13 protein-coding genes and 1 pseudogene are annotated in these 13,434 nt (G+C 59.7%); 4 read left to right on the plus strand and 10 right to left on the minus strand.

Going from position 1 to position 13,434, the window contains the following annotated elements; genetic code table 11:
• Window positions 1–88: 88 nt before the first annotated feature.
• From Q0X61_RS10705 to Q0X61_RS10740, 9 genes and pseudogenes are all read right to left on the minus strand, one after another.
• A complete protein-coding gene (locus Q0X61_RS10705; RefSeq protein ID WP_297742521.1) occupies window positions 89–1,195 on the minus strand; it encodes an HD domain-containing protein in 1,107 nt (368 codons plus the stop codon).
• Between the two features lie 4 nt (window positions 1,196–1,199).
• On the minus strand, window positions 1,200–2,342 hold the full coding sequence (gene dusB, locus Q0X61_RS10710; RefSeq protein ID WP_297742522.1) for a tRNA dihydrouridine synthase DusB: 1,143 nt from the start codon (window positions 2,340–2,342) through the stop codon (window positions 1,200–1,202).
• A gap of 36 nt (window positions 2,343–2,378) precedes the next feature.
• Window positions 2,379–3,251, minus strand: a complete 873-nt coding sequence (locus tag Q0X61_RS10715) for an ROK family protein (protein WP_297742523.1) — start codon at window positions 3,249–3,251, stop codon at window positions 2,379–2,381.
• A gap of 66 nt (window positions 3,252–3,317) precedes the next feature.
• Window positions 3,318–3,479, minus strand: a pseudogene (locus Q0X61_RS13430) (hypothetical protein); the annotation flags it as partial.
• Entirely contained in the window at window positions 3,476–4,846 is a 1,371-nt protein-coding gene (locus Q0X61_RS10720; protein ID WP_297742524.1) for an ABC transporter substrate-binding protein, read from the minus strand. The pseudogene Q0X61_RS13430 and the gene Q0X61_RS10720, both read right to left, overlap by 4 nt.
• Window positions 4,847–4,857: 11 nt before the next feature.
• Complete coding sequence (locus Q0X61_RS10725; RefSeq protein ID WP_297742525.1) at window positions 4,858–5,694, minus strand: carbohydrate ABC transporter permease; 837 nt, start codon at window positions 5,692–5,694, stop codon at window positions 4,858–4,860.
• Between the two features lie 119 nt (window positions 5,695–5,813).
• Complete coding sequence (locus tag Q0X61_RS10730) at window positions 5,814–6,731, minus strand: carbohydrate ABC transporter permease (protein WP_297742526.1); 918 nt, start codon at window positions 6,729–6,731, stop codon at window positions 5,814–5,816.
• Between the two features lie 41 nt (window positions 6,732–6,772).
• Entirely contained in the window at window positions 6,773–8,923 is a 2,151-nt protein-coding gene (locus Q0X61_RS10735) for an alpha-galactosidase (protein WP_297742527.1), read from the minus strand.
• A gap of 137 nt (window positions 8,924–9,060) precedes the next feature.
• A complete protein-coding gene (locus Q0X61_RS10740; RefSeq protein WP_297742528.1) occupies window positions 9,061–9,345 on the minus strand; it encodes an antibiotic biosynthesis monooxygenase in 285 nt (94 codons plus the stop codon).
• Window positions 9,346–9,409: 64 nt separating this feature from the next.
• On the opposite strand from Q0X61_RS10740, the gene Q0X61_RS10745 reads away from it, so the two are divergent.
• The 4 genes from Q0X61_RS10745 to Q0X61_RS10760 are packed head-to-tail and all read left to right on the plus strand — an operon-like array spanning window position 9,410 to window position 12,593.
• On the plus strand, window positions 9,410–10,492 hold the full coding sequence (locus tag Q0X61_RS10745; RefSeq protein WP_297742529.1) for a metal ABC transporter substrate-binding protein: 1,083 nt from the start codon (window positions 9,410–9,412) through the stop codon (window positions 10,490–10,492).
• Window positions 10,479–11,240: a metal ABC transporter ATP-binding protein gene (locus tag Q0X61_RS10750; protein WP_297742530.1), complete on the plus strand. Its 762-nt coding sequence runs from the start codon at window positions 10,479–10,481 to the stop codon at window positions 11,238–11,240. The genes Q0X61_RS10745 and Q0X61_RS10750 overlap by 14 nt, the downstream gene beginning before the upstream one ends.
• A complete protein-coding gene (locus tag Q0X61_RS10755; RefSeq protein WP_367270740.1) occupies window positions 11,237–12,217 on the plus strand; it encodes a metal ABC transporter permease in 981 nt (326 codons plus the stop codon). The genes Q0X61_RS10750 and Q0X61_RS10755 overlap by 4 nt, the downstream gene beginning before the upstream one ends.
• Window positions 12,207–12,593: a Fur family transcriptional regulator gene (locus Q0X61_RS10760; RefSeq protein ID WP_297742531.1), complete on the plus strand. Its 387-nt coding sequence runs from the start codon at window positions 12,207–12,209 to the stop codon at window positions 12,591–12,593. The genes Q0X61_RS10755 and Q0X61_RS10760 overlap by 11 nt, the downstream gene beginning before the upstream one ends.
• Before the next feature lie 7 nt (window positions 12,594–12,600).
• On the opposite strand, the gene recO is transcribed toward Q0X61_RS10760, so the two are convergent.
• Window positions 12,601–13,323 carry a DNA repair protein RecO gene (gene recO / locus Q0X61_RS10765; RefSeq protein WP_297742532.1) on the minus strand — a complete coding sequence of 241 codons (723 nt, stop codon included), beginning with the start codon at window positions 13,321–13,323 and terminating at the stop codon, window positions 12,601–12,603.
• Window positions 13,324–13,434 lie beyond the last annotated feature (111 nt).

The raw sequence follows: 13,434 nt of genomic DNA on the forward strand, positions 1-13,434 counted from the left end.
TTGGCGCTGTCAAGCGTTTAGACCAGCAGCATTGCAGAGGTCGTTACTTATTTGCCGCCTTGACACATCGCCAACTGAGCGACGCCACTCACGCGCCACGCCCGATGCCGCGAGGCAGCTTCTTCGGGTCCCAGCTAAGCAGACGCTGCGCCTGCTCGAATGCGAACCGATCGGTCATGCCGCTCACGTACGTCACGGCACCACGGACCCGGTCGTCGACGCGGTGGCTCTCGGGCATCGCGTCGGGCCGCTCCATGTAGTGCTCCACCAATCCGCGCAACACCGCCACCACAGTCTTCGACTGCGCCACGGACTCGGGGCGGGTGTAGATGCGCTCGTAGTTGAAGCGTCGCAGTTCGGCGAGCGCTTCGGCTCTGAGCGGGTCGAGCCCGACGCGGCCGGTAGTCATCGTCGTTTCGATCACACCGTTGATGAAGGTGGCAAGTTGTTCTCGACGGCTGCGCCCGGCCACTTCGGTGACGACAGCTGGGAGCTGATTGATATCGACGATGCCAGCGTGGATGGCGTCTTCGAGGTCGTGCGAGCAGTACGCGATGCGGTCGGCCCAGCTCACCAGCTCGCCCTCGATGGTCGACGGTGCTGGCCTCGACCAGGAATGGTTGCGGATCCCGTCGAGAGTCTCCTCGCACAGATTCAGGCTCGTCAGCATCACATCCGCGCCCCAGGGGCCGTGATCGTAGCCACCCTCGATGAACAGATCGAATGCGTCCTCGCTCGCGTGCCCGCCGGGCCCGTGGCCGCAGTCGTGCCCGAGCGCGATGGCGTCAGCCAGCGCAACATTGACGCCGATGCCCCGCGCCATGGCGACGGCACACTGCGCCACCTCGAGCGCGTGTGTGAGTCGCGTGCGTTGGTGATCCGTCGGGTACACCACCACCTGCGTCTTCCCAGCGAGCCGGCGGAAGGCCGTCGAGTGCACGATCCTGTCACGGTCACGCTCGAAGCAGGTACGGAACGGGTCGGGCTCCTCGGGTGTTGCTCGGCTGCCCGCCCCCGTGGCGAAGGTAGCATTGGCGTCGAGTGTTTGCCGCTCCACATCCTCGCGGAACTCACGCCCGCGCTGCACGTTCTCGGCAGGACCGACGTGGCTCGTCGCGTGGGCCGTGACCAACTCGTCGCCATGCCCGCGCATGGTGTTGGCCCACTGCTTGGCCCTCGGCAATGGCTCGTTCACTGTCTCACCCTCCGCTGACGTCGAGTTCTGCTTCCTGGAGATTCAACTCGCAGCCGCTGGTGTCGTCGTACCATCCATGCGGCAACACCACTTTGCCACGGGGGCTCCCCTGCCTGCCTCGCGGCGTGCCGAGCTCTGCGACGGGAAACTCCGCGTCGGCATCGAGGCGCGCCACGAGTTGCTGGAGTTCTCCCATCGTCGAGACCATCGCGAACTCCCGTCGGAGCTCCCCCACCGGATAGCCCTTGAAGTACCACGCCATGTGCTTGCGCAAATCGACGAGCCCGCGTTCACCGAAGTAGCCCTGCAGCAGTTCAGCGTGACGGAGAATCATCTCTCCCACCTGGCCCAGTGTGGGGCGCTTGCGGTTGGGGCTGCCCTGGAATGCGGCAGCGAGGTCGCCAAAGAGCCAGGGGCGTCCGAGGCACCCTCGCCCGATCACCACGCCGTCACACCCCGTCTCCTCCATCATCTTCAGAGCATCTTCGGCCTCCCAGATGTCCCCGTTACCAAGCACCGGAATGTCGACGGCCTGCTTGAGCTCAGCGATACGCGTCCAGTCGGCCTCCCCGGAGTATGCCTGCGCGACGGTGCGCCCATGCAGCGCGATCGCTGCGGCGCCCTCCTCTTGGGCAATGCGGCCTGCGTCCATGAAGGTCTCGTGATCGTCGTCGATGCCGATGCGGGTCTTGATCGTGACCGGAATGCCAAACTCATCAGCGGCGCGCACGGTGGAGCGGATGATGGCACGCAGGCGATCTCGCTTGTAAGGCAGCACCCCGCCCCCACCGCGTCGGGTCACTTTCGGCACGGGGCACCCGAAGTTGAGATCGATGTGGTTGACGTCGAATTCTCGAGCGAGGATGCGGGCGGCGTCGGCCATCACGTCGGCGTCTACGCCGTAGAGTTGGACCGAGCGAATCTTCTCGCCAGGGTCAAACTGAAGCATGGTGCGGGTCTTCGAATCACCGCACACCAGCGCCCGGGAAGTGATCATCTCGCACACATACAGCCCTGCACCCTGCTCGCGGCAGAGCTGCCGATACGCCGCATTCGTCACGCCAGCCATCGGCGCCAGTACGACCGGCAGTTCCACCACGACGGCGTCGCGCCGGCTGGGCGCATGCAGATGCAAGGGCGTAGACATAGGATCCTTCCGAGAATGCGACCCTCCAAGACTGCCTCAGGCTTCAAGCAGCAGCCTAATTGCCAGCCCAGCAGCACCTCGCGCCCAGTCTGTGAACTCGAGCTGTTTCACCAAGATTTCAGGAGGATCCACGTCATGCTGAGCAACCCAATCGAGGCTCCTCTGAAACTCATTCCAGTGCCGGTCGAGTAACCAGATTCCCTCTCCAGAAAGCAGGATTCGCTCTGGGCTCCACGTGTGGCGCGCGACGACAACGAGATCAGCTAACGCCCTTGCCGCCTCAGCCAAAGCAGTCTCAGCGAGTGGTTCTGACCCCATACGAAGATCTTCGATACTCACGCTTCTACCAACGGCGGCGCTTGCGAGTTGCAGTATCCCAGCTGTGGACAGCACGTCCTGAAAATTCCGTCCATCACGGCACCATAGATCACCCATCATTCCGTTGAACCCTTGATGGCCGATGGCGAGCTTTCCTCCAACAACCGCCCCAGCACCAATACCGGAGCCGATCGTAATGACGGCGAAGTTCTCCGTACCTCGACCAAGCCCGACCCAATGCTGCGCGAGCGTCAATGCATCCACGTCGTTCGCTGTGGTACAAGGCAGCCCAGTAGCAGCACTCACTTGGTGGGAGAAGTTGCACTCGTGCCACCCCAGCAGCACGGCCCCGCGCACTGTCCCAAAGGGATCAACAGCACCGCCGAGGCTTACACCTACCGCGGAAATATCGTCGGCAGTGCGAACCTCGCTCACGAGAGCTTCGAGCGCACTCACTGTGGTCTGCGGCGACGAAGTATCCGCTGGGCGCACCACGGTTGCTCGCACATCCCCGCCAATTCCAGTCACGACGGCGTGAAGCTCCCCAGGGATGACCTTGACGCCCAGCACGAACGCGGACGCATCATTCACAACCAGAGACTGGGCAGGCCTACCCAATTCACCCTGCTCCGGCTCTAGCTCGGCGAGGTACCCCTCCGCAATGAGTGGGCGGATAATACGACTCAGCGACGGCTTACTGAGGCAGAGGCGATGTGTGAGATCCCGGCGGGAAACTGGACCTTGTTGGAGAACCAATTGCAGTACACGCCGCGAACTCTCGTCGAGTTCCCGAATCTGTCGACGGGCGATAGGGGTCATGAATCGGTGAGCTCCAACAGGCTATTTAACTGGGCATTGAGCGCCGTAAGTGAGGAGGCGTCCTCCTTCCCAGTGTAGATGGCTTCCATCTGTGGGATGGTTAGCGCACTAATATCAGCCGCTTGGCGAGTGACAGGCATGAGTTGAGTAGTGCCTTCATCGACGTGCGTCGTAAATGCGGTGACGTCGAGGCCAGCCTCCTTGCGGACAGCAAGCGAACGTTCAGTTGCTTCGGTTCTAGCGGGGAAAACAACTCCGGCCTCGGCAACGATGTTTTGGCACTCTGCCCCAGAAAGATACGCCACCCAACGCGCCGAACCCTCAGGATTATCCGTAAATCTGGTAACAGAATCCGCCAGCCCATTAAACATTGAGCTACGTTTCCCTGACGGACCCATGGGAGTGGGGGCGATATGGAGATCGGCCTTGGCTTGCGACGTGAAGCTGGAAATCATCCAAGACCCATTGGGGGCAAGCACTGCCCTACCTGCCGCCCACTGCTGGTAACTTCCAGTCAGCCCGCCAAAGGTATCGTACTTCGGCATATAGCCTTTTTCAGCCAAGCCAAAATACCACTTGAGGGTTTTCTGAAACTCAGGATCATCGAATCGGAACTTCGTTGCCCAAGGATTTTTATCTGTCGGTTCCCAATGTGGCAATGATCCGGTGTAGAGCGACCACTGTGTCTGCCCGAAGGTGTCTCCCCCCGCCCCTTCGGATGCCAAACCAAAGATCTGCACATTATTCTTGTCGAATCCCGGTTCGTCACCGCGAACCCCGTTCTTATCAACGGTGAGATGAGCGATGATCTCCTCGAACGTTCCGCCATCGTCTGGGTTCCAGGTCATAGTACGTAGTTGCTCTTCGGTGATACCAGCTGCATCCGTGACGTTCTTGTCATAGAAGTAGCCCACCGTATCCCAGTCTTTGGGAGCACCATAGCGGTGCCCATCCTGACCTTTCCAGAGTTCCGCTAAGTCACCCGCATAGTCAGAATCTTTGATCCCCTTCGTGGGCTCGAGTTCATCAAGCGGAAGCAGGACGTCAAGGTCAACATACTGAGGAAATTGTTTGAGATGGTTGGTAAATACATCCGGCGCTTGATCGGCAACAAACCCTGCGGTGAGTTTGCTCCAGTAATCGTCCCAGCTAAACTGCTTGATCCGTATTTTGAGATCGGGGTTCTGCTGCTCGAATTGGTCTGCGCACCGCTGATACCCTGGTTGTTGCGCCGAGTCCCACAGCCAGTACTCAATAGTTCCATCACCGGCGCCTTTGGTGGGTTGACTAGAACAGCCAGCAGCCAAAATCAGAGTTGTGATAGCGCCAGTCGCGGCAGCGCGAATGAGGTTGCGACGTTGTTTCATGATACGTTTCCTCACTTGATTCCGGTGAAGCCGATGGAGTTAACAATGCGCTTGGCGAAGCAGGCGAACAGCACCAACATCGGCAACGCGGCGATGAGTGTCGCAGCCATCAGACCAGACCAGTCTGGACCAGTCTGCGGGGTCTGCGCTCGGAAGATACCAAGCCCGACGGTCAGCACTGTGGACCGCTCCGAATAGGAAACCATGAGCGGCCAGAAGTAGTCATTCCACGACGTGATGAAGGTCAACAGCGACACCGTGGCGATGGGCGCTGACGACATGGGGATGATGAGGCGGAAGAAGTTTCCCAGCTTGCTAGAGCCATCAATGAGCGCAGCCTCTTCAACTTCGATGGGGACGTTCATGAAAAACTGCCGAAGGAAGAACACGGTAAACGGCGCCATCAACATGGTCGGCAGGGAGATCCCCAGCAGAGTATCGATAAGGCCGAGTTCCTTAATCAGCACGAAGTTGGGCAGGAACGTGAAGATGGTAGGAACCATCAGTCCACCCAAGAACAAGGCATACACCAAGTTCCTTCCCTTCCAATGCAGCCTCGAGAACGCGTACGCTGCCGTAGCTGAGAAGAACACCTGACCGATGGTAACCATCGTGGCGACGAGGAAACTGTTAACGAGATAGCGCCAGAACTGGACCTGCTGGCCAGAACCGCCTTGCGCCAGCGATTCTTCAGCGCTTTGCAATCCGAGCACTCGTGCAAACCCGCCAGTATTGAACTCCACAGGTAGCCAACTCGTCGAGCCTGCGTACAGCGCGTGGTTTGAAGAAAGCGCAGTTCGAAGCATCCAGTAGAAAGGAAACAGGCTGACGAAGATGATCAGCACCATCGCCGTCCAAGCAACGATTCTCCCCACAGGCCAGCGTCGCGGAGAGCGAGTGGGAGCTTTGGGGGTATCATCGTCGACAACAGAAGTAGTTGTTGCTGCAGCTAGGGACATCATGGGCCTCAGTTCAGGTCAGTCTCGCCAGCACGCATCAGGCGGTACTGGACAATGGAGACGATGAGCAGGATGACCAACAAGGCCACCGAAAGTGCAGACGCGTAGCCGAACTGGAAACGTCCGAACGCCATATCGTAAATGTAGAGTTGCAGAACTCGCGACGAGTTGACTGGGCCACCCGACGTGGTCACCGCCACCGTATCGAACACCTGAAACGATCCGATAACAGTCATGATGAGCACCAACGCCAGGATTGGGCGGAGTAGCGGAATGGTGATTTTCCTGAACATACTCCATTCAGAGGCGCCATCGACTCGTCCCGCTTCATAGACACTTTCTGGAATCGACTGCAGCCCGGCGAAAATGAGCAGTGCCGTATATCCCATGTGCCGCCAAACATTAATTAAGGCAATAGTGGGAATGACATACGCTTCATCAGCTAAAAAGGGGATTCGATTGAGACCGATAGCAGAGATGATTTGGTTCGCTACACCCAGCTGGGTATCCAAAATCCAGAGGAACAGCAAGGCGGCGACGACGTTTGAGACGAGGTACGGGGTCAACACAATCGAACGGATGAACGTCGATTTTGTCAGCCGATGCATAAGTACCGCAATCAGCAAGGCGACAATGGTCTGTACACCGATGTTGATTACGACGTACTCGATGGTCACCCAAGCAGCATTCCAAAATATTGGGTCCTTCGCCATGCGGATATAATTGTTAAATCCGACGAAACTTGGCTCAGTGAGAAGGTTGAAATCAGTGAAGCTCAACCAAATTCCCCGAGCCAATGGCCAGAGCAAAAAGAGCACCAACCCAATGGATGCGGGTAGAATCATGAGTAGTGCGAGCTTGAGGTCGCCGAGACGACCTCGGCGGTTTCTGCTCACAGCAGTGGTTGCTGGAATAGTCGTTGACATTCATATCTCCATTGATGAGGAATGTGGTTATGTGGCGGCTCTTACTGGAGCTTGTCCAGCACGAAGAGCATTGCGGTACAAGGACGTAAGACGGGTGCTTGTAGACCCACTGCGGCAAGCTGGGCACCGGTTAAGACCACATCGTCGGAAGCGGTAATCCACGGCGTTTGCGCATTGGCTTCCCGCAGTGGCTGACGGTCAACCACGTGCACCTGATACCGGGCCTCCGCTTCAAGACCAGGAAGCTTGAGCCGACCAATATTCGCACAGCTGGTGCCTTCCAGCTGCGCCAGCGAGAAGATCGCCTGGTCGGCGCTGACGACGCCTTTAAAGTAGACACCTGCATCCGGCATCTCCACCCGAACTACCCGGCCGGTATGTAGCGTCGTGCGGTGCTGTTTGTACCATTCGATCCACCAGCCAAGTTGTTCCAGCTCTTCGTCGGTGGCGCGGGCAAGATCCCACTCGATGCCGAAGTGGCCGAAGACTGCGGTGGCGGCGCGGAAATTGAGATCATGCCATCTGCCTGTCACGTGGGAGCGCCCAGAGGCGACGTGACTTCCCATGAGCTCGAGAGGGAGCAGCTGACCGGTCCACCACAACATTCGCTGACGATCCTGTGGATCTATATTGTCGGAGACCCAGACGCGCTCAGCCCGTTCCAGGACGCCAAGATCAATGCGTCCTCCACCCGAGCTGCACGACTCGAACTCAATGTGCGGGAATCGCGATCGCAGTTCGTCGAGCAATCGGTAGAACGCGCGCGTTTGGGCTGCAACCCCGGCCCGCCCCTCGGGCATCGTGCCTGCGTCGATCAAATCCCGGTTGTGATCCCACTTGACGTAGTCGATGGCGTACTCCTCGAAGAGCGCAGTCATCTGCTGGAGCACGTGGTCGTAGGCCTCAGGAATACCGAGGTTCAGCACCTGCTGGTGGCGAGCCTCAACGGGCATTCTGTCAGGCAGCTGCAAAACCCACTCAGGATGAGCACGAGCCAAGTCGGAATCCATGTTGACCATCTCTGGCTCGAACCAGAGTCCAAATTGCATGCCTAGGCGCTTGACTTCGTTGATGAGTGGGTGCAGCCCATCGGGCCAGACATCAGCACTCACTACCCAGTCGCCAAGCCCCGCAAAGTCGTTTCGACGAGCACCGAACCAGCCGTCATCCAAGACGTATCGTTCGACGCCCAGCCGCGCTGCACGCTGCGCCAAATCAGTCAGCCGCTCGAGATCGTGATCGAAGTAGACCGCCTCCCACACGTTCAACGTCACTGGCCGGTCCGTTGCAGGGTGGACAGGCAACGAGCGTAGAAACTCGTGGAAACGGCCCGCTTGAGCGTCCAGGCCGTGCGCGTAGTTAAAGTAGACCCAAGGCGACTCGTAGCCTTCCCCTTGGGTAAGACGCCCCTCGCCAGCAAGCAGAAGTTCTCCTCCACCAATCACCTGTGCGCCGAGTTGGTCGCGCTCCGCAAGCTGAATGTGGTTTCCGCTCCATCCGACATGCGTGGCCCAAATCTCGCCTTGCTGGTATCCGAACCCCCGCTCCCCCGCACTGAGAATGTAACTCGAGTCGGCCCCGGTCCTTCCATGACGGTTTTCACGCCGGAATGAGCCGACGGAGAATGATTGGCGCTGCATTGCGCGTTCGACAGCCCAGCGGCCAGCGAAATCCATGAGTTCTCTCGCCTGTGCTGGCACGGGGAAGCGAATGGTCAACTCGTCGAGTTGGAAAGCGTCGTCAGCGAGGTTGGTCAGCGATGCGCGAGCACGAACGAGCCCCATGGGCAGCATCTCCACCCAGATGCTCATCGCCAAACCGGCGGTGGGAGCTTCGGCCTGGTATTCGACGACCCCGGTTTCAGCAGAAACGAATCCCTCGACGGACTTCCCGTCAAGCAGCACCTGGCTGACGCGCCACGTCGGACTCCAATCCTTACCGAAGCGGTGCCCCACGAGCCCAGGACGCCCCTTCCACCCCCATCGCTCCTCAGGAATGATGCCCAGCTGCAGGGGTCCGTCGAACGTGTTATTGACTGCGGGCCACGTCGATGTGCACTGTAGCGTTACAGCTTCCTCAGCCGTAAGTGGTTCTATGTCCTGCCCCCAGTGCACAACGCTCGGCATGATCTCCGAGCCAGCGCTGAGCAAGATACCTACGCCGCCACTGTGTAACGAGATGAGAGATTCCATGGGTTAAGCTTCTTCGCTATCCTGTACTTAATTTCACTACGGAATTAAGTACAGGATAGTACATACCAGACACTCTGTGTCAACACCTGGTCGCAAGAAGCTTGCAAGTAACCCATGCCTTGCACAGGCGGGGTCGGCTACAACTCCTCGAGCGCCACGTACGCCGAGGGCTCGTCGACGGCGCGCAACATGACTGGAGTGAGCAACATTTTCGCGTCGTATCCGCCAAAGGCTCTGCGGTACGAGCCGACGTCGCTCCACCTGGCGACAAGCGCCACAAGGTCCGGTTTATCGACGTTGTGCACAACGTCGGCCGCGTCGTTGCCTGGCCTCCCCCTCCAGAACTCCGCGATGTCATGCAAGGCCGCAAGGAGATCGTCGTCGCAGTGCTCGAAACGGATGATGGCGTACATGCCGCTCATTCAACACCACCTGCATCGACAGCGCGATTTGTCACGGGACACCCATTGACCGATAATGATTTTCATGAAGAAGTCTGCTGCACTGCTACTCCTACCCGCTGCCATGACCCTCGCGGCCTGCTCATCCCCGTCCGCCACCGAAGGCGGCAAAGACATCGACAAGCCAAACGTCGTTGTTGCATTCTACGGGCTGGAGTACACGGCTCAGCAGATCGTCGGCGACCACGCGACGGTGACCACTCTGACGCAGCCGGGCCAGGATGCCCACGACCTTGAGTTGAAACCCACCCAGGTGGCGTCTGTCGGAGATGCGGATCTCGTCATGTACCTGAAACAGTTCCAGCCCGCTGTGGATGAGGCAGTGAAACAATCCGGCAATAAGCACGTCCTCGATGCGGCTGAGTTCGCCGAACTGCTGCCTGCCACGGGCGCCGGACATGGGCATGATCACGCAGACGACGATGATCATGCGGACGACCACGATCACGGAGACGAGTCAGAGGGCGAGCACAACCACGACCATGATGGTGAACATGACCATGGCGACGACCAGGAAAGCCAAGAAGACCACGACCATAGTGACGATGCCGACGACGACCACGAAGGCCACGATCACGACCATGGTGATTTCGACCCGCACTACTGGCTCGACCCGAACCGGATGGCCAAGGTTGGCCAAGCGCTGGCCAATCAACTGGGTAAGCAGTACCCCGAGATGAAGGACGATCTCCAGGCCAACGCGAAGAAGTTCAGCGAATCAATGTCGAAGATCGACGAGGAGTACAAGACTGGCCTCGCGAAGTGCGAGCGCAAGGAGTTCATCACCTCGCACACCGCGTTCAACTACCTCGCTCATAACTACGGTATGACTGAGATTGGCATTGCGGGCATCAACCCAGACGGTGAGCCCTCTCCTGCTCGTATCGCCAAGGTGCAGGAGCTCGCGAAGGAGCACGGCGTTACCACGATCTTCTTCGAGACACTCACCAGCCCGGCAGTTTCCAAAGCCATCGCCGGAGACCTCGGCCTCAAGACTGCAGTCCTTGATCCGCTCGAGGGCATCACTGAAAAATCTCCCGGCGACGACTACCCTTCCATCATGCGCGCCAACTTGAAGGCGCTGAAGGAAGCGAATGGGTGCAAGTAACCAACTACTAGAAGCCAAGAATCTCTACGTCGCGCGGGGCAGCAATCCTGTCCTGCGCGACGTCAGTGTGTGCGTAGGCAGGGGTGAAACCGTCGCGGTCCTTGGCGGCAACGGTTCTGGCAAGTCAACCCTGATCAACGCGGTGATGGGGCTCTTGGCACATCAACAAGGCACCGTTGAACTGTTCGGCACACCGCTGCGGCAATTCGATAGCTGGGAGCGCATTGGCTACGTTCCGCAGCATTCCTCGATACAAGTTGCGACGGCAACTGTGCGGGAGATCGTCGCAGCCGGCCGCATACCGCACCGCCGCCCATTTTTCCCCCTCAGCAAGGCCGACAAGAACGCGATAGACCATGCGCTCGACGTCGTGAACCTACGTGACCGCGCCCACTGGCCCTTCGCGTCGCTCTCCGGAGGGCAGAAACAGCGCGCACTCATCGCCCGAGCACTGTGCACCGAACCTGACCTATTCGTGATGGACGAACCCATGGCTGGCGTCGACCTGCATTCCCAGCACGGGCTGGCCACGCTGCTCGGCGAACTCGTCCACGCCAATGACAAAGGCCTTCTCGTCGTATTGCACGAGATCGGCTCCATGGAGATCGACCGTCGCATCACACTGTGCGACGGACGCATCACCCACGACGACCACCTCACCCCACATTCACACCACTCATCGCACGACGGCGACGAGGCACCGTCGCCCTTTGGCTTTGAGAGCCCCACAGCGGAGGCGCAATCATGATCGCAGTCCTCTCACTTGCGTTCTTCCAGCGCGCACTGATCGCTGCTCTCCTCAGCGGTCTGCTCGCCCCAAGCGTGGGCACGTACATTGTGCAAAAGCGTCTTAGCCTCCTGGGCGACGGGCTCGGGCACGTCGCCATCATGGGCGTCGGCTTCGCGCTCATGACCGGGCAGGCTCCACTCCCCGTCGCCATCATCACCGCAATTGCGGGTGCGATTGGCGTCGAGCTGCTCCGCCAAAGTGGTCGTGCTTCGGGCGACCTGGGGCTCGCCATCTTGTTCTACGGCGGCCTCGCCGCAGGCGTGCTCATGGCGGGTGTAGCCGGACAAGGACCAGCTGGCCTCAGCAGCTTCCTCTTCGGCTCCCTCACCTCCGTCACTTCCACCGACATCACCGTGATTGTGATTCTCGCCGTCATCGTGTTGGCGTTCACCATCGGTCTCTCACCACGCCTGTTCGCCGTGAGCATCGATGAGAACCACGCCCGCACGCTGGGTTTGCGCACACGCGCGCTGAACATGCTGATCGTCGTCCTCGCTGCTGTGACGATCACTATGTCGATGCGCACGGTGGGGTTGCTGCTGATCTCAGCGCTCATGATCATCCCTGTCGCAACGAGTCAGCAATGCTTCGTCGGGTTCCGCGCCACATTCTTCGGCGCGATGGGATTCGGTGTGCTCTCCGCGCTCATCGGCGTCTTCAGCTCGTTCTACCTCGACACCGCACCAGGCGCAACGATCGTCGTCACCGCAATTCTGCTGATGGCCATGGCGTGGCCACTTGGGCGCTACCTCCGCCGCCCTTGGCGCTTCGTCCCGTTCGTCGAAGATCACGGCCAGCACGCCCACGAACCCGCAGAACCCCACGGACACCACGACCACGACCCGGCACGTGTGATTCAGCACGGCGACCACTACGATTACGTGCACGACGGCCATCGCCACGCGAAGCACGGAGACCACTACGATGAACACTAAGCGCAACACCTGGCAGCGAGCCGCGGTGCGCGACTACCTCGTCGCCAATGAAGACTTCAAAACTGCGCAAGAGGTGCACGAAGAATTACGCAATATGGGTGACAAGGTGGGGCTCGCGACGGTGTATCGCGCTCTACAGGCGATGGTCGAGAGCGGCGAATTGGACATGATGCGCAACGCCGAAGGCGAGGCAACATACCGCGCCTGCTCTCCAGGCCACCACCATCACTTGGTGTGCCGACAGTGCGGGTACACCGTCGAGATCGGTGCCGAACCCGTCGAAGAATGGGCACATTCCGTAGCCCAGCAGTACGGTTTCACCGACGCCGGTCACGACGTCGAACTCTTCGGCCTGTGCGCTGATTGCTCCCGTTGACGATTCCTCAGCGCTCGAAGAACGGCAGTGACCGCAGCGCGCGGTCGAGATGCCAGGTGGCGTAGGCCACGACGAGTGAATCAACGTGCTTTGCCGTCGGCTGGCTCGTCGCCTTCGTAGTTTCCCAGTCTCCCGCCAGCAGCGCCCCCATGTGCCGGCGCGCGTCGTCGTCGAGGCGTGCCGATCCCGGTTCCTTGCAGTTGGTGCACGTTGCCCCGCCGGAGCGCGGAGAGAACCAGTGCACCTCGCGCTGGCCGCAGCCGCTGCACTCCCCAACTGCAATCCCGTACCCCGCCAGCGCCAAGCTGCGCAGCAGATAGGAGTCAACGATCAACGCCGGCGGATGATACCGCTTCTCCAGCGCCCACAAGGCGCCGGCAAGCAGGAGAAACTGTTGTCGCGCGGGGCTGCGCTCTTCGGCAACTAAACGATCCGCCGTTTCGACGAGCACCTCCGCCGCCGTGAAACGCAGGTAATCCGCACCCAATTCGCTCGGGCGGATGGCTTCTACCTGCGAGACCACGTCGAGGGAGCCGCGCCCCTCAGCTAACTGCACGTCCACGTGGTTGAACGGCTCGAGTCGACTTCCGAATTTCGAGGAACTGCGACGAACGCCGCGCGCCACCGCTCGTACTTTCCCGTATTGCCGGGTGAGCAGGGTGATGATGCGGTCGGCTTCACCGAGCTGGTGAGTTCGCAGCACGACGGCTTCATCACGGTATGTAGGCACCAGTCGATCTTATGTCGCTACGCTTTTCACATGCCTGAGCCTCGCCGACGCCCCACCCCTCACCCTGTCTCTTATACACATCTCCGAGCCCACGAGACGTCCTGGATAATC

It is taken from the genome of uncultured Tessaracoccus sp. (assembly GCF_947255005.1).
Lineage (GTDB): Bacteria > Actinomycetota > Actinomycetes > Propionibacteriales > Propionibacteriaceae > Arachnia.

Bases quoted from the DNA above. Each gene is read 5' to 3' on its own strand.
- dusB (WP_297742522.1), bottom strand. From the start codon at position 2,342: ATGTCTACGCCCTTGCATCTGCATGCGCCCAGCCGGCGCGACGCCGTC.
- Q0X61_RS10720 (WP_297742524.1), bottom strand. From the start codon at position 4,846: ATGAAACAACGTCGCAACCTCATTCGCGCTGCCGCGACTGGCGCTATC.
- Q0X61_RS10725 (WP_297742525.1), bottom strand. From the start codon at position 5,694: ATGGTGCTGATCATCTTCGTCAGCCTGTTTCCTTTCTACTGGATGCTT.
- Q0X61_RS10730 (WP_297742526.1), bottom strand. From the start codon at position 6,731: ATGTCAACGACTATTCCAGCAACCACTGCTGTGAGCAGAAACCGCCGA.
- Q0X61_RS10735 (WP_297742527.1), bottom strand. From the start codon at position 8,923: ATGGAATCTCTCATCTCGTTACACAGTGGCGGCGTAGGTATCTTGCTC.
- Q0X61_RS10740 (WP_297742528.1), bottom strand. From the start codon at position 9,345: ATGAGCGGCATGTACGCCATCATCCGTTTCGAGCACTGCGACGACGAT.
- Q0X61_RS10745 (WP_297742529.1), top strand. From the start codon at position 9,410: ATGAAGAAGTCTGCTGCACTGCTACTCCTACCCGCTGCCATGACCCTC.
- Q0X61_RS10750 (WP_297742530.1), top strand. From the start codon at position 10,479: ATGGGTGCAAGTAACCAACTACTAGAAGCCAAGAATCTCTACGTCGCG.
- Q0X61_RS10755 (WP_367270740.1), top strand. From the start codon at position 11,237: ATGATCGCAGTCCTCTCACTTGCGTTCTTCCAGCGCGCACTGATCGCT.
- Q0X61_RS10760 (WP_297742531.1), top strand. From the start codon at position 12,207: ATGAACACTAAGCGCAACACCTGGCAGCGAGCCGCGGTGCGCGACTAC.